Here is a 20,290-nt window from a genome sequence, read left to right on the forward strand (position 1 = left end):
TAACTAATTTAAAATGCGTAAACCATACTTTGAATGCATTCCTCTCCGCTGAATTTGTCACATTTTCATCTAACACAATCTCAACGCATTCATGAAAACACTTTTCGCGCAACCTGTTTACGGACTTTCGGGTAAAATACTGCTGCTCTTCTTCCTCGCTCTCTCTTATTCACTTTTTTCAAAAATTATTGCGCAACCCACAGTTGCATGGGACAAGACCTTCGGTGGCTCAAACGTCGACGAGGCCAAAGCCCTTAGTCCTACCAGCGATGGCGGCTTTATTGCAGGCGGAATTTCCTACTCGGGCGCTGGTGGCGATAAATCGCAGGTTGGCCGGGGAAATGCAGATTACTGGGTCGTAAAAATGCGGGCAGACGGTACCAGGGAATGGGACAAAACTTTTGGAGCATCGGGTTTCGATTACCTGGTTACGGTAAAACAAACCTCGGATGGCGGTTACATCCTCGGCGGCTGGTCGCAGTCGGATGCCGGTGGTGACAAAACCGACAATGACCGTGGCGCTGCTGCTTCTACCCGGGGTGACTACTGGCTCGTGAAGCTGAATGCGGGCGGGGTAAAGCAGTGGGACAAAACACTGGGCGGGACTTCTGCTGAAATACTTAAGTCAGTGATACAAACATCCGATGGCGGGTATATTGTCGGAGGTGTGTCGGACTCACCTGCGGGGAGCGATAAGACAAATCCACGTCTTGGTACGGTCAATATGCAGGATTACTGGATTGTAAAGCTCGCTGCCAATGGGTCAAAAGTCTGGGACAAAACCCTCGGCACTGCCGACTGGGACGAACTCGGCGGCCTGGATCTCAATCAGGAGGGCGGATATACGCTGATTGGAACCAACATCGGCTCAGGCTCGCCCAATCGCAAGTGGCAGATCATCAAGCTGAATACCACGGGGGCCGTACAATCCCAGCAATCACTTACACGCAGTACCAACGGTACCATTTCGGAGATCCATAATACAGCCGATAATGGCTATATTGTCGGTGTCAAAACGGAACCGCTGAGCCTCGGTTATCAGGCGGTCAAGCTCGATGCGGCGGGCAACCCGGTTTGGGAAAAGTTTTTCCGAGGGGTTAACAATCAGGGTACCGCTAACTCTGAGGAGCTGACATCCATCGTCCAGACACCCGACGGCGGGTACCTGCTTGGCGGCGATACTTTCAGCGATGCCGGGCGGGACAAAAGCGAAGACAGCCGGGGCCAGGAAGACTACTGGCTGGTGAAGCTGGCACCAGACGGCTCCAAGCAATGGGACAAAACTTTGGGCGGCAGTCGGCTGGACGTAGCCAACGCGGTAACTACACTCGCCGACGGAGGCTACATTGCGGCGGGTTATTCATTTTCGGGTTCGGAAAACGAAAAGAGTGAAAATGCCCGGGGTGAAAGCGACTTCTGGATCGTGAAGTTGGATCCTAATGCAAACAAACCAGCATTGTCATTTTCGGCCAGCCAGCTGAATTTTACCGTAACGCAGGGTGGCTCCACCCAGCCGAAAACATTGCTGCTGGCCGCTATACCGGGCCAGCCGCCGGTCACGCTGTCCAAAACTGCCAACAGCAACTGGCTTGTGCTGCCTACGCCAAGCCCCGGTGCGCTCTCTTTCGGGATCAATACCGCAGGGCTCGCGCCTGGGGTCTACACTTCGGAGGTGACCGCTTCGGCGGCGGGCTACACGAGTACCCGGCTTTCCGTAAGCCTGACCGTTCTCAACACAACCATGGGCACGACCGTGCGTATCAATGCAGGCGGCAATGCATTTACAACGAGCGATGGCCGTGCATTCAGCTCGGATATGTATTTTGGGGGTATCAACCGCGTGCATTCGATACCATCAGGCGATATAAAAGGAACGGTCGATGATGAGCTGTACCGCACCGAAAGGAGCTCGACGGGTTTTACGTACAATATTCCAGTCAAGAACGGGGACTATATGGTAGTACTCCATTTTGCCGAAATCTGGTTTGGCGCACCCGGCGGACGGCCACTCGGGCAGCGTCAGCGGTTGTTCAACATTGATTTGGAGGGAACCCGAATTTTTACGGAATTCAATGTGGTGGCCCGCGCAGGCGCGCCGATGAAGATGACCCGCGAGATTTTCCCGGCGACTATCAGTGATGGTGTAATGAACTTTAATTTTTCCAAAGGCTCCGCCGATTTGCCAACATTGGCCGCTATTGAAGTAATTCCATTGTCCGAGTTTTCCGGCGCGGTGGAGCTCCCCGTGTTGGCGGATGCTACCGTCCGGGATGGAAGTTTTGCAGATCAGAACGCAGGTTCCGCGCCGCTCCTGGATGTGAAGAACGGGGCGGAAGACGGGATTACCCGCTACACGTATCTGCAGTTCTCGACCCAGGCATTTAACGATATATATGAAGCCCGGCTGCGCATTTACGGGAATAATGTGGAAGCGAATGCGAGCGTGAACTTGTCGGTGTATGGTGTGGACAACGACGCCTGGACCGAAAGCGGCATCACATGGAACAACGCCCCGATAGGCACAGCTGCCGCGGACGGTTACGTGAACGTAAACAATACGCTCGGTTATTACGAAGTGGATGTGACCCGGTACGTGCGGAGCCAATCCGCTACCGACAGGCTGGTAAGCCTTGTCTTGAAAAATCCCACTGCTAAAAACCGGAAACTCGCTTTTCACAGTAAAGAAAACCCTTCCGGAAACGCTCCGAAACTAATCGTGGTGACCAGGGAAGGATTTTCCGATACGCATAGAAAAGGGGCCGCGGAAGAAATAGTGGCAAAAGCTGCGCCGTTGGAAGGCGGGTCGGTGATTTTCCCGAATCCGGTATCCGGTTCCTTTAATATCCATGTTTCGGCAAGTCACCACGGAAAAATTTCGCTCGCGACGGTAAGCGACCTGGGCGTTGACACCGCAATTCGATTTGAAGAAGTGGGCACCAGTGCTTCACCCAATGAGATCAGCGTAGCAAACCAAAAGCTGGGAGCCGGACTGTACCTGTTGAAAATCCAGTCCGAGTCGTTCACGGAAGTTCTAAAAATGGTCGTTGTGGAATAGGTCACGTTTTTTGATCACCCCGAAATTTTTGTACTGATCCGAAATTGAATCTTTTGGTAAAATAGGGCAAGAAACGCCTGTTAATCATTGATTTGCAGGTTTTTCTTGTGTTTATACACCGCACCGATTATCGGAATTATCAAAAAGCTTCACATATGGACCGGCATTGATCCTGTTTAGATAAAAATTTAAAAAAGAATAGTATTTAGTGAAATAAACTAATTTTACCGGTCAAACTTTCAGAATATTGTGACCATTCATTCCACACATGATGCAGAGCAATGGAATGCCTTTCGTCTAGGTGATAAAAGTGCATACGCACAGATTTATGAGCGTTATTTTGACGCTTTGTATGCTTATGGCAAGAGATTTGTGTTGGATCATACGCAGGTGGAAGATGCCATTCAGGATCTGTTTATCAACCTGTGGCGCACGCGTGAGAAATTATCTGCTGTCGACAATATCAAATTCTATCTGTTCCGGAGCCTGCGCCGTGATATTCGCCGGTTGTCAGAAAAGGAAAAGTTCTCAGAGACAATCGATCTCGAAAATCTGTTATTGATAAATGAGTATCCAGCTGAGGAACAGGCTTCACCTGAAAGCCAGGAGGAATTAACGCAGCGGTTGATCGCTATCCTCAAAAGTCTTCCCAAGCGCCAGCTGGAAGCCATCATGTTAAGATATTATGAGAATTTCGGTATCGACGAGATTGCTTCCATCATGAATGTATCCGAAAAAACAGTCAGGAATACACTTCATAATTCGATTACACTGCTTCGCAAAAATTCAAATCTCTTTTACCCGCTCCTGAAACTGGCCGCCATTTACTTCTGGTGGTAGCGGTCCTTTTCCCATGCCGAAATTGATTTATTAGTTTTTTTGAAAAAAATATCAAAATTCTTTGGGTGAAATTGGATAAAGCCTCCTTTGTATATATATAATGCAACTGTCGCTACTATTAACGATCCGGATTTGAATAATTACAACGAATATAGTTCGGAAGATTTTCTCCTGGATGAGGACTTTGTCAAATGGGTGAAGTCGGGAGGGAATGAAGGCGCCTTATTTTTCGAAACTGTCAGAACTCAGTTTCCAGACAAAATCAGTGAGCTTATGCTTGCGAAAAGTATTTACAGCTCGCTGCATACGATTCAGGAAAATCCGGACTCCGGAACAAAGGCGAAAATCTGGATAAATGTTGAAGATGCGATCGGTGAGGATCAGCCCGAAGAACAGGCGGATCACCCGGTGCGTCTGCTGCAAATATGGTGGAGGGTGGCGGCCATCCTGGTTATTGCCGGCGGATTATCCTGGTTGGCTAAATCAACGTTTATGCGTGTACCGGTAGTTTACCAAAAGCAGGTTGCTCAGGCGGAGGTTAAGTTGGATGAGAAGATCAATGCCGATAAGTCACCGCAAACAATTTCGCTGTCAGACGGGTCGACTGTCAGGCTTGTCTCCGGGAGCAAACTGAGTTATTCCGATTTTTCAGGTGCACAAAGAGTGGTTTATTTAGATGGAGAAGGTTATTTTGATGTGGCGAAGGACACCTCAAAACCCTTTGTCGTTTATGCAGGGCAGATCAGAGTGCAGGTCCTGGGTACCAGTTTTAAAGTAGTGTCCCATACCGGTCAATACAAAAGTAATGTGACAGTTACAGCAGGAAAAGTGAAAGTGTCCGCTGTTGATAAAAACAGTAAAATGATGGACGGGCAAGAGGACGAAATATTTTTGACCCCCAATCAGCAGGTGGTTTTCGATGCTAAAAAGCGGTCTTTTTCGAAAGGTCTTGTTGCGCAGCCTGTTCAACTTGCAGGAGTAGCGGCTGAATTTGATTTTACCAACACCACGATCAAACATGTTCTTTCCACCATCGCAACCGCCTATGGGGTGACGATACGTTTTGAAAACACTGCATTTGAATCCTGCCTTTTCACAGCACCTTTGGATGACATGCCGTTGTTCCGGAAGCTGGATATCATTTGTCAGACGGTGGGAGCAACTTATGAGGTCTTTGGTACCGAAATCATTATTTCAGGAGGAGAGTGCAGTATCTAAACTATGTTTCACGAAATTTCAATGTATGCGTAAAATTATTCAGAAATAAAAAAAGCTGGAAGCGCGGCCACGCTCCCAGCTTTAAATAGCTCCCACAAACATCGACTTAAGACATTCCTGCAAAAAACAGGAGGCGGGAATTGTATGTCCAATTTTAAAATCAATTAAAACAAAACATGGGTTAAAATTATGGAAAAGTTTTGCAATACTGGTCCTAAACTAACGCTAATAATGAAAATTCTAGGTGTTCCTATCCTCCTCATTCTGATGCTTGCAACTTTGGGTTTTGCCAAAAACAGCCATGCACAGGACTTGATGAAAAGAACGGTTACAGCTCAATTCAATCAGAAAGAAATTACCCGGGTGCTTACCATGATTGGCAGTAAGGCCAACGTACGGTTCACCTATTTGCCGGGCATTTTTCCTGCGAACACCAAAGTTTCAGTCAAGTTTAAAAACGAGCCGCTCGAAAATGTGCTGCGGCAATTGCTGGAACCTCATCGTATCGGCTACGAGACAAGCGGGCAATTTATCATTCTGAAAAAAATCAGTTCCGGTCCTAAATCTTCCACACTCGATTCGAGGATGAATGTGCCGCCCGTGAATGAGGAAATAACGATATCCGGTAAAGTCACTGATGATAAGGGTGAAGGACTTCCTGGTGTAAGCATCATCGTGAAAGGAACCCAGCGCGGAACTGTAACGGATGTGGAAGGCGCATTCGTGTTCAACGTTCCTGACCAATCTGCCGTGCTCATTTTCAGCTATGTCGGATACCTTCAGAAAGAAGTTGTCGTAGGTAGCCAATCCAACATGACGGTACAGTTACTGGTAGACAATAAGACGCTGGATGAAGTCGTCGTTGTGGGTTATGGAACCCAGTCAAAACGTAAAGTGACGGGCGCGGTGAGCAGTCTCGACATGTCGGTGCAGGAAAGCAGTCCTTCCGTAAATGCGGGCCAGGCTCTGCGGGGCAGGGTAGCGGGTGTTCAGATTCTCGATAATGGTCGTCCGGGTCAGGATCCCAGCATTCTGATCAGGGGACAGCGGTCGCTGAGTGCCAATAATGCACCGTTGATCGTTCTGGACGGGATCATATTTGGCGGAACACTCAGCGATATTAACCCGAACGATATCTTATCGATGGATGTACTGAAGGATGCAAGTGCCGCTTCCATTTATGGGTCCAGGGCTGCTAACGGCGTAATTCTGATTACATCTAAAAAAGCTGATAAAGAGGGTGTTGTCATAACGGTCAATACGAGCATTTCTTCCTATGGCTGGGGAAAGAAAATGAATACGTTCGGTCCGGAGAGGTATCTTCAGAGTAAGCTGGACTACAGGGCACAGTCAGGGCTGGATGCCGATCCGTCCAAAATACTGACTTATCTGTACCGCACGGAGGCAGATAATTATGAAAAAGGCCTGATCACAGATCCGTACCAGCAGGTTTCTCAGAATGCCGGACTGTTCAATTATGATGTTAATCTGGCAGGACGAAGTGCGAAGACTAATTACTTCCTTTCCAGTTCGTTTTCAAAAGAAAAGGGCTTGCTGATAAATGATAATTTCAAGCGTCAGACTTTTCGTGTGAACCTGGAAACAGAAGTTAACTCCTTCATCAAAGTGGGTTTAACTTCCACCTATGGGCATAGGGATATGTCGGGCGTAGCGGCATCGGTGGCAAGCCTTTATACGAGCAGTCCTTACGGTACATGGTTTCATGCGAACGGAGACCCTACCCGTTACATAGTGGAAGAAGATCAGGTAGCTTCAAATCCGTTATACAATTCGCTGATGACGACCAACGAGGAGGTTTACAATAACCTGCTCAGTAATTTCTACACCGATATTACGGTTCCGAAAGTAGAAGGTTTGAGTTTCAGGATAAACTTTTCTCCTAATATTAGGTGGAACCGCAATTATAATTTCTTCCGACAGGATCAGTTTTTGCCGAACAATACCACGTTTGCCAACAAGCTGAATCAGAATGGGTTTGACTGGGTGTGGGAGAATATTGTAAAATATAACCGAAACTTCAACGAGCATCATTTTGATGTGACGCTTTTATTCGGGAAAAACTATATGCGGCAGGAGCAGACACTGGCCAATGCCAATCAGCTGAGTGCCGATGCCCTGGGTTTCAATGATCTCAGCCTGGGTACCATTCTGACCAATACCTCTTCTGCATTTGTGATCAGAGGCGTTTCGTCTATGGCCAGATTAAACTACGACTATGCCGGAAAGTACATGGTTACCCTCACCACAAGGCGCGACGGAAGTAGTGTTTTTGCAGCCAATAATAAATATGCTCTGTTCCCTTCAGTTGCTCTTGGCTGGAATATGGCCAGTGAAGATTTCATGCAGGATCAGCAACTGTTTAATAACCTGAAGGTAAGATTATCTTACGGGTCGGTAGGAAATCAGGGAATTGATCCTTATCAGTCGCTTAGTTTGTCCGGCATCACTCAGTATGTGTACGGAAATGGCGCAAGCATGTCTATCGGGGCTTTTCCAAACATCATGGGCAACGATAACCTGCGTTGGGAAACCACCTATTCAGGAAACGTGGGGATTGATTTCGGCATGCTGTCCAACCGCATTTCGGGTTCGGTCGAACTGTACAACACCCGGACGAAGGACCTTTTGGTAAGAAGATCCATTCCGGCCATGAACGGTTACCTCAACGTATTGACCAACATCGGAGAGGTACAGAATAAGGGAATAGAAATTACGCTGAATACTACCAATGTACAAACCAAAAAATTTAGCTGGAATACAGGATTGAACTTTACCTTCAACCAGAACAAAATCACAAAACTATATGGTCAGGATCTGGACAAAGACGGCGTGGAAGATGACGATATCAGCAACCGCTGGTTTATCGGGCAGCCGATTATGTCCTATTTTGATTATGTTTTTGATGGAATATACCAGCAGGGCGACGAGCTTCCCAGCGGATTTCGCCCGGGTTACGTCAAGCTTAAAGATCTGAACGGCGACAAGAAAATAGATGCAAATGATCGTACGATTATAGGCTCCGGCGGTCAGCCGAGATTTAAGTTCGGACTTTCTAATGATTTCCACTACGGTAATTTCTCGGTTTCTACTTTCATCAATGCGATGACAGGATGGATGAGCAATTTTCCGCTGTTGAACACAGCTGTGAGCCCGAATGCTCCCGGAAGAGGGCTTAATCAGCTGGACGCCGGATACTGGACACCGGAAAACGCCTCAAATACCCGTCCTTCTCTCCTTTATACCAATCCGCAGGGACATGGATGGTACGTAAGCAGAAACTTTGTCCGTCTTCAGGATATTTCTGTTTCTTATCAGGTGCCGGCATCCGTCCTGAAACGGGTGATGTTAAAATCGCTTCGGGTATTTGCCAATGCAAAGAATCTGGTAACGCTCAGCGACTGGCCTGGTACAGATCCTGAAATCGGGGGAACAACATCGGATCAGCTGTATTCGTTGCCGCGGATTTATAATGTGGGATTGGGTTTTAGTTTTTAATCATTAATGATTCATACATGAAACGCATTTTAATATTATTGACAGGAATAGTATTATGGGGGTGTAATGAGAACGACCTCAAAGAAACTCCGTTGTCCAACCTGAGTGCCGAGCAGATTCTGACTTCGCCCAACGGGTTCAGAATGTACCTTACCGGACTTTATGCGGCTTCCAGAGAAGAAATGTCCATGGGAGACAATACTTACTTTGCTCTCAATATGGCATCCACTGATATTGGCTCAGATGCGGGTGTGGAATATGTAGGTCTGCGCAATTATCTTACCACGTTTACACCTACGAACAACAACCTTAATATCCTGTGGAACTGGGCCTATACGGCGATGATCGTACGGGCCAACACGCTGATCCACTACGGAGAAGCCCGCCCCGAGGTATGGGTTACGGAAAAGGAAAGAAATCAGGTGTTGGCCGAAGCCAGATTTTTCAGAGCCTATACGTATAATCTGCTCGTAAATTCCTTTGGCGGGGTGCCTTTGGTAGATCAGATAAGCAGCTCTCCGAAAAATGATTACGTGAAATCCAGTAAAGAAGAGGTGCTGAATTTTGCGAAAACTGATCTGGAGTTTGCCGTGCAATGGCTTCCTGCGGTAAGTGAAGGCAATTTCGACGGAAAACTAACGAGAGGAGCCGCTCAGCATCTGCTTACAGAAGTTTACCTGAGTTTAGGCGATGCCGAGAATGCTGTTCGTATTTCTTCCGAATTAATTTCGTCGGGTAATTACAAGATCATGACCGGCAGATTCGGTTCCAAAGCCACTCAGCCCGGAGACGTATTCGCTGATTTGTTTTTAGATGGAAACCATAACAGAGCCTCTGGCAATCAGGAATCGATTCTGGTATGGCAGTTTGAAAACAACGTTCAGGGCGGAGGAAGCAGTTTGAACGGAAATGTTCAGATCCGTAACTGGGCTCCTTTTCTCAGCAAAATCACCGATCCCGATGGAGTTGCCATGCTGGTCGTGGATACACTCGGAAGAGGTGTGGGAAGGGTGAGGGGTACCAATTACTTCCTGTACGATATATGGAGAGAAAACCCGCAGGATATGCGGAACTCTTCCTATAACATGAGAAGGAAGTTTTATTACAACAATCCACGGTCTAAATACTATAATCAGCTGGTAGAACCTAAGGTAGTTTACGACGACACCATGCGGAATATTTATCCGTATTCAAGAAAAATAGACGGTACGCCCTGGGCAAATAATCCTACCTCGGGACGTACAGCCAAGGATGTAATGGTTTTCAGATTGGCGGAAACATATTTATTAAGAGCGGAAGCCTACTTCAAACTGGGGCGCACCGGTCTGGCGGCAGATGATATCAACGTCATCCGCAAAAGGGCCAATGTCCCCGTCATTGCTGCCGATAAAGTAAGCATTGATTTTATTCTGGATGAAAGAGCCAGAGAGCTAACAGTGGAGGAACCGCGGAGAAGAACACTGGTACGGCTTGGGAAACTGGTGGAGAGAGTCAGAAAATATAACCTGCTGGAAGAGACCAGAAGTTCCATTCAGGACTATCATCAATATTTTCCGATCCCGCAATCGGTTATTGACGCAAATTATGGACAAGTAATAGAACAAAATCCGGGATACTAACCAACAATTAATTAAAAATATGATTAGCTTATTGAATGTCAAGAAGATAGCAGGTGTAGCCATGCTGATCTCATCTGCGTATTGTTCTTTCGGACAGGATTTTAAAATTCCCGAATTAGCAACAGCAGGAAAACAGGGTGTGGTAAGTTCAGAGCTGGTATATGGTATGGACCAGAAACCAACCGCCCAGTGCCATGCATCTACCATTATTGAAACCAGTGAGGGACTTATGTGTGCTTTCTTTGCGGGTACAAACGAAAAAAACCGGGATGTGGGAATTCGGGTGGCACATTATAAAAACGGACAGTGGAGCTGGCCCGTGGAAGTAGTCAATGGCTTTCTGACAGATTCGGTTAAGCATCCGGCCTGGAACCCGGTACTGTTCCAGCCGAAGGGCGGTCCTATCTACCTGTTTTATAAAGTCGGGCCGGATGTTGACAACTGGTGGGGCGTGTATACTACCTCATCGGATGAAGGCAGAACCTGGACAAAACCGGTAACCATGGGCAAGCATAAACTAGTTGGTGACTTACTGGGCCCGGTGAAAAACAAAGCGGTTCAGCTGGCAGACGGTACGATCATCTCTCCGACAAGTCTGGAAAGAAGAGGTACACCCAATGGAAGGGATTGGAGAATTTATTTTGAAATCTCCAAGGATAACGGCAAAACCTGGCAGGTGATTCCGCCGATAAACGATGGAGTGGAGTACGATGCCATTCAGCCGAGCGTACTTATTCACAAAAACGGAGATCTGCAGATTATGGCAAGGACTATCCAGGACGTACTGGTGACGAGCTGGTCAAAAGACAATGGGCAGACCTGGTCCAAGTTGGAAAAATCCGGCTTGCCGAACCCAAATTCAGGGACCGATGCGGTAACATTGAAAGACGGCAGACATCTATTGGTATATAACCATTCAACCAAATCCGGACCGGAGCCGAAAGGAAGAAATATTCTTAATCTGGCTATATCGGATGACGGTAAAAACTGGAAAGTGGTAACCACACTGGAAAACCAGCCCATCCAGCACGGATATTCCTATCCTGCCATTATTCAGACCAAAGACGGAAAGGTCCATATAACTTATACCTACGACAGAAGATCGGTGAAACACGTAACAGTTGATTCTTCCAAGCTTTAAAAATGACGCTTTAAATCAGCAATGATATCGTATGGAAAAGCTGCCTGACTATAGTGTCCGGGCAGCTTTTTTCGTACAATTAACCGCCAGTTTTTGCCAATGACAAATCCATTTTTTTAACGGAATGCACGATGTGCCGCACACTCATTTTGACGACGTATTGACTTCACCTGCATTGAAAGCCGTTCTAAGTATTAAGAGGCGACTTTTTGCTTTTCCAGACAAAGTCGTTTCGTCTGGCTTTATGAACAAAATGCGACCAGGTCAATAGAACATTTCAGCTATGAGAAAATTTCACATTTCCTTCGCCCTCGTATTGTTTGCCTGCCTTGCCTCAGCGCAAAATGTAAAACCTTGTAAGCCCTGCGAGGAGTTGAAAAAGCTTCAGCTTCCGGATGTAGCGATTTTGGTCGCTGAGGCCAATGCCGGGGACACGATCAGCAATCCGAATGAACCGTGGCGCGGAACTGTCGTCATCAAAAAGCCTTTCTGTCGAATATTGGGCAGGATAAGCAAGGAGATCAATTTCGAGATCCTGCTGCCCGAGGAAAGTAACACACGCTTTCTGATGTCGGGCGGAGGTGGTTTTGTCGGAACGATCCAGAATGATTTCCAGAGAAAGGTGGACGAGGGATTTGCAACAGCAGGAACGGACACAGGGCACGAAGGAGGCGCCGACGCAAAATGGGCTTACAACAACATGGAGCGACAACTCAATTTTGGGCGGCTTGCCATACATCGTACCGCGGTTGTATCCAAAGCCATTATGCAAAATTATTATTGTGCCGGACCATCCAAATCGTATTTTGTCGGTTGTTCACGTGGTGGCGGACAGGCGATGGTTGAGGCCCAGTATTACCCGGAGGATTTTGATGGGATTGTGGCAGGGGCACCCGCATTTGCATGGCCAGCTATTGCTGCGAAATTTCTACAGCACAGCCAGCTCAATTATCCGGATCCAAAAGAACTGACTCCGATCGTCACGAAAGAAAATCTTAAACTTTTACACAAGGAAGTTCTTACACAATGCGACCAGCTCGACGGGTCGGCTGATGGGATCCTGAACAACCCCGGTAAATGCAGGTTTGATTTCTCTAAATTACCGATGTGCCCCAACGAAAATCCAGGAAGTACATGTTTTACAAAAGCCCAGATCGCAGCAATTAAGTCGATTTACAGTCCATTGGTGGTAAATGGAGATCAGATTTACCCGGGCTTTCCGTTTGGTGGAGAAGCAGAAGATAATTCCTGGGACCCATGGATTACCGCACCGGGTTCTACCGGGCAAAAGGAACCCAGCCTGCATTATATGTTTTCCACGAACATTTTTAAGTATCTCGTTTTCAACGACTCCACCTTTAATTATTCTCGGTACGACTTTAAAAATTTTGCCACGGAAACTGCATATGCCTCATCCTATCTGGATGCCACCAGTACCGATTACAGCGAATTTAAAAAACGCAAGGGTAGGATTATTTTTTTCCATGGATGGAATGATGCTGCACTCTCGGCAAACGCAACCATTGAGCATTACAATGGGATATTAAAAAATGACAAAGATGCGCAATCCTATGCAAGGCTGTTTCTGCTTCCGGGAGTTTTGCACTGCGGGGGCGGGCCAGGTTGTGACAATGTGGACTGGATCAGCCTGATCATTGATTGGGTAGAAAAAATGAAGGCGCCAGACCAGATCGTTGCGTCGAAAATGGCTGGGGGCAAGACTACTACGAAGAATATTTTCCCGTATCCGAAAGAGTAAGAGCTACAATGTGCGGTTTTAATGATAAGGATTAGATTTCTTCTATCGAAAATTGAGGTCTTTGTCTGTGGAATTTTTGCTTATTTCTGCGTGAATTTTCGGGTGGTTTTTTGATGCAAATTCAGGCTTAGCGATAAAGCCGGTAAGTTTCCGGGAATTTTGTGATCGTTTATCAATGTGTTAACCTGGCATCGACATTTCCAGCTTATATCCCTTCCCATGAACATTCGTTATTCTCAGTTCCGGATCAAGGCTTAATTTCTTTCGGAGTTTTGACACAAACATATCCAGGCTGCGACCGGTGAAGACCCCTTCATTGATCCAGACTTCCTGCATCAGCGTTTCGCGGGGGGTGAGTTCGCCGAAATTTTTATGGAGCAATTCTAAAACCTTGCATTCCTTGTCTGTGAGCGTAATCGCCTCGCCTCCGAAAAGCAAGTGCTGCGCCTTTGTGTTAAATAAAAAACTTCCGAGCGCAGCCACCTCCGTGATGGGCTCATTTGTTATGGTGGAATTTTGATTTTGTCCAGGTACCGGTGTTGAATTCTTTCTAAAACGCCCGATCACCAAGGTAGCACTCAGCAACATGAGAATGCCGCCATAAACCACATGCATCAATGGAAAGTCAAAGGTTGTCGTTTTTGATTTTTCAGTCCGCTGGTCGATGTCAGAGGCGAAGGATGCTGTTTTTGATTCTTCAAGGTTTTCATGGACTACCTGGGTATCCGCTTCAACTGATTCCGTCAGCCGGCCGAGGTCAGCTTTCTTCTGTTTTACTTTTTCATAAAAATCAGGAAAGGTAAATTCGATGGTATAACAACCTGGGGGCTGGCTTCTGCCACTGCAAGCCAGGATGTCCGGCGAAGTATTATTTACCTGGAAACCATACACAATGCCGCCTTTTATGCAATCATGTACTGTAACGGTGTAGCCGGAAGGGAACTGTGCTTTGGGAAGTAAGCGTTGCGACAGCGCCATGAGCGAGTCGTGGTTAAAAACGAATTCGTTTTCAAACCTGAGCAGAAAAGTGCCTTCTTTAATCTCGGTAACGGGTAATACGCGCGAGGTCGAGTCGCCTGCCAGCAGCAGCAGCCGATGACCGGTCTGACGGATCATGAGGTTGACTTGCTTCGCCCGTAAGTTGAGGCCTGAATGTTCTGTGAAAGATGAGGCGATCAAAAAAATAGCCAGCATCACCGGGGCAATGCCGCACCCAACAACCAACCGGTTACTGAAAAAGCCGGTAAAAGCAGAATTTACACGCATTTACATTTCTTTTTACAATTGACTGACAAGATTTTACAGTTGATTTGCAAGCATGGTTAAGCAGGTGCCTACATTTGGATATGTGAAGTTAAACACAATTTTATTCTATTATTTCACTAAACCAAGTTAGTCATGAAAATCCATAACCTTGCTTTTTTGCTCCTTTTTCAATTCTTATTTGCCTTTGATCTGACTTTTGAATTTCCACAGTCACCACTCCCGGATAGTAGGCAAAAACTCAAAAGAGCTAAATCAAAAACTGCAGACATTATTTTTAAGTCTGCGGATGGCGGACAGACCTGGCAGGACATTAGCGAAGGGCTGCCTGAAGATTTACCAGAAGACGGTATCCCGAGAGATGGTTTCCTTGCAAATGATAGTGGAATGTATCTGAGAGCCGGAGATGGGATGTTTTACAGCAAACCACATTCCACTGCTCCTTTTTGGGAAAAACAGATTTTTCCAGACAATCATAGCAGCATTGTCCCTGGCAAGACTGGCATGCTTGCATTCAACTACGGTGGTCAGTTTATGCAAAAAGCAAACGGAACGGGTTTCTGGTTGCCGGTATACGAGGATTTTAAAGGGAAAAGCGTTCGCACCGTTTTTGAAGCCAGAGATGCCGTTTTTATCGGTTGCGATTGGGGGCTTTATAAATATGATGACAGTGGGAAAAATTGGGAGCGAGTCTATGACGGAGGCTGGGTAATGAAAGTGGTGGAGTCAGATGGAGTGCTGCTGGCGACCAGCCAGCGCGGCATCATTCGGTCGACAGATAATGGTGAAAATTGGGTTAGTGTAATTAACGAGGGCGGAGTGGGCATAGCAATAGAACGCATCAAAGGTGGATTTGCCGCCATCACTTGCAATACGGAGACCGAGACCAGAAGAGTGCGGACATCCTACGACGGCGGCAAAACCTGGCAGCCTGTCGATGCGAACCTGCCGGCAAGCCTTTATATTGCCTCTATTGCGGAAGTTGGTGAATACATGTTCTGTGGTCATCCCGCAGGTATTTACAGGTCTCCGGACAAGGGAAAAACATGGCAACTGTTACTTCCTTCTATAAACAATAAGGTCTTCAATTTGTTTGTTTCTGGCAACGCGATCTATGCCATACCAAAGGGTGGAGGTTGTTGAAAGTTGGTATCACACAGTATACTGATATAATATTGATACCAATTGCTGTATACCTTTGTCAGAAAATAATTCAAGAGACAAATGGAAAATTTAAAAGGGAAAAAAGCCCTGGTTACCGGCGGGAATAGCGGCATTGGGTATGCAGCTGCAAAGGAATTGAAAGCACAAGGAGCGGAGGTGATCATTACAGGCCGACGCGAAAATGTGATCCGGGAAGCGGCAGCAGAACTTGGCGTGACAGGTTTTGTAAGTGATCAGAGTAAAGTTGCGGATATCGAAGTACTGGCAAAACAGGTTAGCGAGCAATTTGGCAAACTTGACATTTTATTTATCAATGCTGGCGTGCTGGGGGGCGCGGGAATTGAAACTGCGACGGAAAAGGATTTCGATTATGTGATCGATGTGAATTTTAAGGGAGCCTATTTTACGCTCAGCAGATTTATCCCGATCCTGAATGATGGCGCTTCGGTCGTGTTTTTGTCGTCCAATGTTGTAGGCATGAATGGCGCTAATTCTTCCATGTACACTTCCAGCAAAGCGGCCCTGAATGCGGTCATGAAAATTGCGGCGATTGAACTGGCACCGCGGAAGATCCGGGTGAATGCGATCAGTCCCGGTCCGACTCAGACTGAAATTTTAAATAAAATGGGCTTGGATCCGGCAGCCCGCCTGGCACTGGACGACTGGATGATCGAACGCATTCCATTGAAAAAAATCGGAAGTGCCGACGATGTGGCGAAAATGGTAACCTATTTCTCGGGGGACGCTTCGAGCTTTATTACAGGCGCAGAAATCGTTATGGATGGCGGGATGAGTCTTTGACCATTTAGCTTAACTTAGCGCAGCATTTGAAGCAAGCGCAGGTGCGAAACACCTGTGCTTTTTTGCATGTTAAGTGAAATCAGTAGGACCGAAAGAAGCAGGAAAATGGATGAAGAACAGATCAGGAAAGCTGGAGAGATCCTGTCCGATCCGAGAAACCAAAAGCAGGAAGTTCAGGCATTGCAGGATACCATGTACGTCATTGGCGGCAAATGGAGGCTCTTGATTATCAATTCAATATGCAATGGAAACAGGCGTTTTCGTGATATTCAAAGAAGCATTCCCGGCATTACGACGAGGATGCTGTCCAGGGAGTTGAAGGATATGGAAGCCAATCAGCTGATCAAACGCACGGTGACGCCCGACACGCCCGTTTTGGTCGAGTATACGGAAACGGATTACTGCATGTCGTTTGGCGGCATCATTCTGGAAATGATCAGCTGGGGGAAGCAGCACCGGGAAAAAGTAATGAAAAATCAGGGCGTCTAACTCACCTTTGGTTATGTCTATTTCAAAGGCATGTTTGTCTGAATCGGGGCCTGGTTAATGGTTGATTTTTGCATCTGGATATACATTTGATCATTAGTATTCAGATAATTACGCGAGAATGAAAAAGCCAGGGTTAAAATTTTACAAAAGTGCAGCAGTTGTGCTGACATTGATCTTTGTGGGAATGCAGATCAGCTCGCCCGACATTGAGAACCCGCCTGTGACGAGCGAGATTGTGGCTCCTGCGGATGTGAAGCAGATATTGGAGCGGGCTTGTTATGATTGTCATTCCAATGAAGCGAAGGTGGAATGGTTTGATAAGATCGCCCCGGCCTCTTTCCTCATAAAGCGCGACATTGAGGAGGCGCGCTCGCGGTTTAATTTTTCGGAATGGGACAAGAATCCGGCGGGTGTGCAGGAGCTGTTGCTTTGGGAAATGGTGAATGCGATCGAACAGGGGAAGATGCCTTTGAAACGTTACCAGCTGGCGCATCCAGGTGGCAAAGTGTCTGAATCTGAGCTTGCGGTTTTGAAAAAATATGTAAATACGCTTCCCGGACGGCATAAGGTTGATACAGCCAGGATCGTTGCGCAACCTTCTTCAAGTCAAAAAGTTTCCACTCCAAAGACGCCGGTTTCCTTAAATGGCATTCCCTATTCTGCGGACTACAAAAACTGGAAGATCATCAGCGTCACAGATAAATTCGACGGCGGCAGCATGCGGATCGTCTACGGAAATGATATTATGGTGAAGGCCATTGGAAAACGCCAGCTTCCTTTTCCTGATGGGGCACGAATTGTAAAGGTTGTTTGGGGCAAACAGGCAGAGGATAAAGAAGGTAATGTGCTGCCCGGAAACTTTCAAAATGCACAATTCATGATCAAAGACAGCAAAAAATACAGCACCACCGAAGGCTGGGGATTTGCCAAATTTGATGGTCTAGACCTGAAACCCGCTGGCAAAACGATCCTCTTCGAGCAGACTTGCGCCAACTGTCACCGGCTGCTAGCCCCTGAAAATGACTTTGTATTCAACGTTCCGACCAAATAAATCTTACCAAAATGAAGTCGACTATTTCACTATATATCATCGCGCTGCCACTTTTGATGCTGTCCTGCGACGACCGCAACACTGCTCAGCTGGCACCTGAATATCTGTACGATGCCGGAAACCAGAAGGTGATCAAATCCATCATTAATAACAAAAAGGGCACCATTGCAATGCTTTATGGGAATGATCTTGCGCTGGAAAACGCTTCTAAATCGTTGCCCAAACCAAACATTGGCGCAAACTATACATTGGTAACCTGGAAACAAAAACCAATGCCGCAATGGTACGGTACCAAAATGAATGGAGAGATTTATTCCGTCGAGCATTTGAAAGTTGTGCAGAGAAATGCAACGCAATTTGCATTTGACTATGATTTCCAGACTGGAAAAGGTTATCAGCCTGGCGACGGCCGACCGGAAGAGCAACAGCGGATCAAGTTTATAACTTCCCAACGCGCTGCTGTTTTTCCTTAATATTGAGTAAAATCGCGCATTGACGCACTGATTTGATATGGTAACAAAAGCAGCTTTTAAAGTCTCTAATACAATCATATGGACGAGCTCCATCGTGATTGGCTTGCTTTCCTCGGTGCCGCAGCTGGCTTCGAACCAGTTTGTGCCATTGGAAGCGGCTGTAAATGCGGGCATTACGGCTGCGTTTGCGGTGATTATGTGGTATTTCAATATTTACATGCTTTCGCAAAAGAGTAACCGGCCGCAGGGACAGCAGATATCCTATGCGAAATTGCTGAACTCCCTGGCGTTCGGCCTTGTCCTGATGCTCGGACTGGCTTACATTCAGCAGCTTATCCTTTCGCACATTGATTTCGGCCCCGCCATGCTGATGGTGGAAGTCCGCGGGATTCTGATCAACCTTGTATTTTATATGTTCCTCAATATGCTGCAACAGAATTATGAAAACCAGCATGTGAGCATGGAACTGGAACGGTTTCGGAACGACAACCTGAGTGCGCAATATGATCTTTTGAAACAGCAGGTGAACCCACATTTTCTGTTCAATAGCTTGAATACGCTCAAAGCAATGGTCGAAACCGGCGATCAGCAGTCGGTGGATTTCATATTAAAACTCGCCAACTTTTACCGCTACACGCTCGAAAGCCGGAAGCTGGACCTGATTCCCTTGAAAGAAGAAATGGAGATTTTGAATGCGTATCTTTTTTTGCAAAAGGCCAGGTTTGAAGATGGTTTTATTTTCCAAAACAAACTTGATGATGCCGTTTTAGATACATTAATCCCTCCATTTACATTGCAATTATTGGTTGAAAATTGTCTCAAACACAACATTGTATCATTAAATCGGCCCTTACATATCCGCATTTTCATGGAAGGGGAAAGCATTGTTGTCGAAAACCAGGTCCAGCTCAGAAAGAACAAGGAAGATTCCCTGGGCGTGGGATTGAAAAACATTGAGCTCAAATACAGTCATTTATTAAACAAAAAGGTGGAGGTGATCAACGCCCAAGACCTGTTTCAGGTTAGACTTCCTATCATTTATGAACATCGTAATCATTGAGGATGAGCTGAAAACAGCCCGATCCCTTGAAAACATGCTCCGGCAACTGCGTCCGGCGGCCAAAATCACCGGTCCATATCAGAGTGTCGAAGAATCTGTTGAAGCACTTTCGGCGGGACCGCAACCAGACCTGATTTTTATGGACATTCAGCTGGCTGACGGGCTGAGTTTTGAGATTTTTAAATCGGTGGAGATCGTTTGTCCCGTCATTTTCTGTACGGCCTTTGACGAATATTCGCTGGAAGCATTCAAGCGGAATGGCGTGGATTATGTCCTGAAACCATTATCACAAGAAGACATTGCAGCCGCACTCGGTAAAGTGGACGACCTGAAAAACTTTTTCCAGCAAAAAGCAATTCCCGACCTGAGCGAGTTACTTAGCAGAATGGCTCCCCAGGCCGAGAAAACAAGTTTTTTAGTATTTAAACATCAAAAATACACGACAGTCCAAACCGCGCAGATCGCCTTTTTCTACATCCGGAATGAGACTTCGATGATCATGTGTTTCGACGGACAGGAATTTTCATTAAGCCAATCCCTTGATCAAATCGTAGCGTCTGTGAGCCAGAAGCAATTTTTCCGGATGAACCGGCAGTATCTGGTCAACTTTTCAGCGATCAAGGAAATCGAGCATTATTTTATGCGAAAACTATATGTCAAGCTGGTCATAGAAACGCCGGATCAATTGCTGATCAACAAGGAAAAAGCGCCGTCGTTTCTGGCGTGGATGGAGAATCGTTAGTGCTTGAAATTTCTCACTCCCGGCATGCCTGATTGACGGCTTCGTTCGTCCTGTTCAACCTGAATTTCTTCGTTTTAGCCCGGGTCGACCATAAGAAGT

General features: G+C 46.6%; 15 protein-coding genes. 14 read left to right on the forward strand and 1 reads right to left on the reverse strand.

From position 1 onward, the window contains the following. Window positions 1–91: 91 nt before the first annotated feature. The 7 genes from FBF61_RS14800 to FBF61_RS14830 all read left to right on the forward strand — a co-directional run bounded on the left by FBF61_RS14800 (window position 92) and on the right by FBF61_RS14830 (window position 13,148). Window positions 92–3,055 carry a CBM96 family carbohydrate-binding protein gene (locus FBF61_RS14800; protein WP_138478479.1) on the forward strand — a complete coding sequence of 988 codons (2,964 nt, stop codon included), beginning with the start codon at window positions 92–94 and terminating at the stop codon, window positions 3,053–3,055. Between the two features lie 249 nt (window positions 3,056–3,304). After that, window positions 3,305–3,895, forward strand: a complete 591-nt coding sequence (locus FBF61_RS14805) for an RNA polymerase sigma factor (RefSeq protein WP_166444535.1) — start codon at window positions 3,305–3,307, stop codon at window positions 3,893–3,895. 132 nt (window positions 3,896–4,027) lie between these two features. Beyond that, window positions 4,028–5,113 carry a FecR family protein gene (locus FBF61_RS14810; RefSeq protein WP_138478484.1) on the forward strand — a complete coding sequence of 362 codons (1,086 nt, stop codon included), beginning with the start codon at window positions 4,028–4,030 and terminating at the stop codon, window positions 5,111–5,113. A 231-nt stretch (window positions 5,114–5,344) separates the two neighbouring features. Beyond that, on the forward strand, window positions 5,345–8,629 hold the full coding sequence (locus FBF61_RS14815; protein WP_166444536.1) for a TonB-dependent receptor: 3,285 nt from the start codon (window positions 5,345–5,347) through the stop codon (window positions 8,627–8,629). A 17-nt stretch (window positions 8,630–8,646) separates the two neighbouring features. Further along, window positions 8,647–10,248: a RagB/SusD family nutrient uptake outer membrane protein gene (locus FBF61_RS14820; protein WP_138478488.1), complete on the forward strand. Its 1,602-nt coding sequence runs from the start codon at window positions 8,647–8,649 to the stop codon at window positions 10,246–10,248. Window positions 10,249–10,267: 19 nt separating this feature from the next. After that, window positions 10,268–11,389 (forward strand): sialidase family protein, encoded by a 1,122-nt coding sequence (locus FBF61_RS14825; RefSeq protein ID WP_205748287.1) that lies wholly within the window; start codon window positions 10,268–10,270, stop codon window positions 11,387–11,389. A 283-nt stretch (window positions 11,390–11,672) separates the two neighbouring features. Beyond that, a complete protein-coding gene (locus tag FBF61_RS14830; protein WP_138478490.1) occupies window positions 11,673–13,148 on the forward strand; it encodes a tannase/feruloyl esterase family alpha/beta hydrolase in 1,476 nt (491 codons plus the stop codon). 180 nt (window positions 13,149–13,328) lie between these two features. Here the strand turns inward: FBF61_RS14830 and FBF61_RS35095 are convergent, their stop codons facing one another. Further along, complete coding sequence (locus FBF61_RS35095) at window positions 13,329–14,414, reverse strand: winged helix-turn-helix domain-containing protein (protein ID WP_229215059.1); 1,086 nt, start codon at window positions 14,412–14,414, stop codon at window positions 13,329–13,331. Between the two features lie 132 nt (window positions 14,415–14,546). Here FBF61_RS35095 and FBF61_RS14840 point away from each other — a divergent pair, with 132 nt between their 5' ends. From FBF61_RS14840 to FBF61_RS14870, 7 genes are all read left to right on the forward strand, one after another. Then, window positions 14,547–15,554 (forward strand): sialidase family protein, encoded by a 1,008-nt coding sequence (locus FBF61_RS14840; protein WP_138478493.1) that lies wholly within the window; start codon window positions 14,547–14,549, stop codon window positions 15,552–15,554. A gap of 81 nt (window positions 15,555–15,635) precedes the next feature. Next, window positions 15,636–16,376, forward strand: coding sequence for an SDR family oxidoreductase (locus tag FBF61_RS14845; RefSeq protein ID WP_138478495.1), 741 nt, complete (start codon window positions 15,636–15,638; stop codon window positions 16,374–16,376). Window positions 16,377–16,442: 66 nt separating this feature from the next. After that, window positions 16,443–16,865, forward strand: a complete 423-nt coding sequence (locus FBF61_RS14850; RefSeq protein WP_374756616.1) for a winged helix-turn-helix transcriptional regulator — start codon at window positions 16,443–16,445, stop codon at window positions 16,863–16,865. 118 nt (window positions 16,866–16,983) lie between these two features. Next, on the forward strand, window positions 16,984–17,916 hold the full coding sequence (locus FBF61_RS14855; RefSeq protein WP_138478499.1) for a heme-binding domain-containing protein: 933 nt from the start codon (window positions 16,984–16,986) through the stop codon (window positions 17,914–17,916). Between the two features lie 11 nt (window positions 17,917–17,927). Further along, window positions 17,928–18,389, forward strand: coding sequence for a hypothetical protein (locus FBF61_RS14860; protein ID WP_138478501.1), 462 nt, complete (start codon window positions 17,928–17,930; stop codon window positions 18,387–18,389). Window positions 18,390–18,426: 37 nt separating this feature from the next. Next, window positions 18,427–19,449: a sensor histidine kinase gene (locus FBF61_RS14865; RefSeq protein ID WP_138478503.1), complete on the forward strand. Its 1,023-nt coding sequence runs from the start codon at window positions 18,427–18,429 to the stop codon at window positions 19,447–19,449. Further along, window positions 19,430–20,191: a LytR/AlgR family response regulator transcription factor gene (locus FBF61_RS14870; protein ID WP_138478506.1), complete on the forward strand. Its 762-nt coding sequence runs from the start codon at window positions 19,430–19,432 to the stop codon at window positions 20,189–20,191. Before FBF61_RS14865 ends, FBF61_RS14870 begins: the two co-directional genes overlap by 20 nt. Window positions 20,192–20,290: the final 99 nt, after the last annotated feature.

The organism is Dyadobacter bucti (assembly GCF_005869225.1).
GTDB classification, from domain to species: Bacteria; Bacteroidota; Bacteroidia; order Cytophagales; family Spirosomataceae; genus Dyadobacter; species Dyadobacter bucti.

Bases quoted from the DNA above. Each gene is read 5' to 3' on its own strand.
- FBF61_RS14830 (WP_138478490.1), top strand. From the start codon at position 11,673: ATGAGAAAATTTCACATTTCCTTCGCCCTCGTATTGTTTGCCTGCCTT.
- FBF61_RS14850 (WP_374756616.1), top strand. From the start codon at position 16,443: ATGTTAAGTGAAATCAGTAGGACCGAAAGAAGCAGGAAAATGGATGAA.
- FBF61_RS14845 (WP_138478495.1), top strand. From the start codon at position 15,636: ATGGAAAATTTAAAAGGGAAAAAAGCCCTGGTTACCGGCGGGAATAGC.
- FBF61_RS14820 (WP_138478488.1), top strand. From the start codon at position 8,647: ATGAAACGCATTTTAATATTATTGACAGGAATAGTATTATGGGGGTGT.
- FBF61_RS14825 (WP_205748287.1), top strand. From the start codon at position 10,268: ATGATTAGCTTATTGAATGTCAAGAAGATAGCAGGTGTAGCCATGCTG.
- FBF61_RS35095 (WP_229215059.1), bottom strand. From the start codon at position 14,414: ATGCGTGTAAATTCTGCTTTTACCGGCTTTTTCAGTAACCGGTTGGTT.
- FBF61_RS14865 (WP_138478503.1), top strand. From the start codon at position 18,427: ATGGTAACAAAAGCAGCTTTTAAAGTCTCTAATACAATCATATGGACG.
- FBF61_RS14870 (WP_138478506.1), top strand. From the start codon at position 19,430: ATGAACATCGTAATCATTGAGGATGAGCTGAAAACAGCCCGATCCCTT.
- FBF61_RS14815 (WP_166444536.1), top strand. From the start codon at position 5,345: ATGAAAATTCTAGGTGTTCCTATCCTCCTCATTCTGATGCTTGCAACT.
- FBF61_RS14855 (WP_138478499.1), top strand. From the start codon at position 16,984: ATGAAAAAGCCAGGGTTAAAATTTTACAAAAGTGCAGCAGTTGTGCTG.
- FBF61_RS14800 (WP_138478479.1), top strand. From the start codon at position 92: ATGAAAACACTTTTCGCGCAACCTGTTTACGGACTTTCGGGTAAAATA.
- FBF61_RS14860 (WP_138478501.1), top strand. From the start codon at position 17,928: ATGAAGTCGACTATTTCACTATATATCATCGCGCTGCCACTTTTGATG.
- FBF61_RS14840 (WP_138478493.1), top strand. From the start codon at position 14,547: ATGAAAATCCATAACCTTGCTTTTTTGCTCCTTTTTCAATTCTTATTT.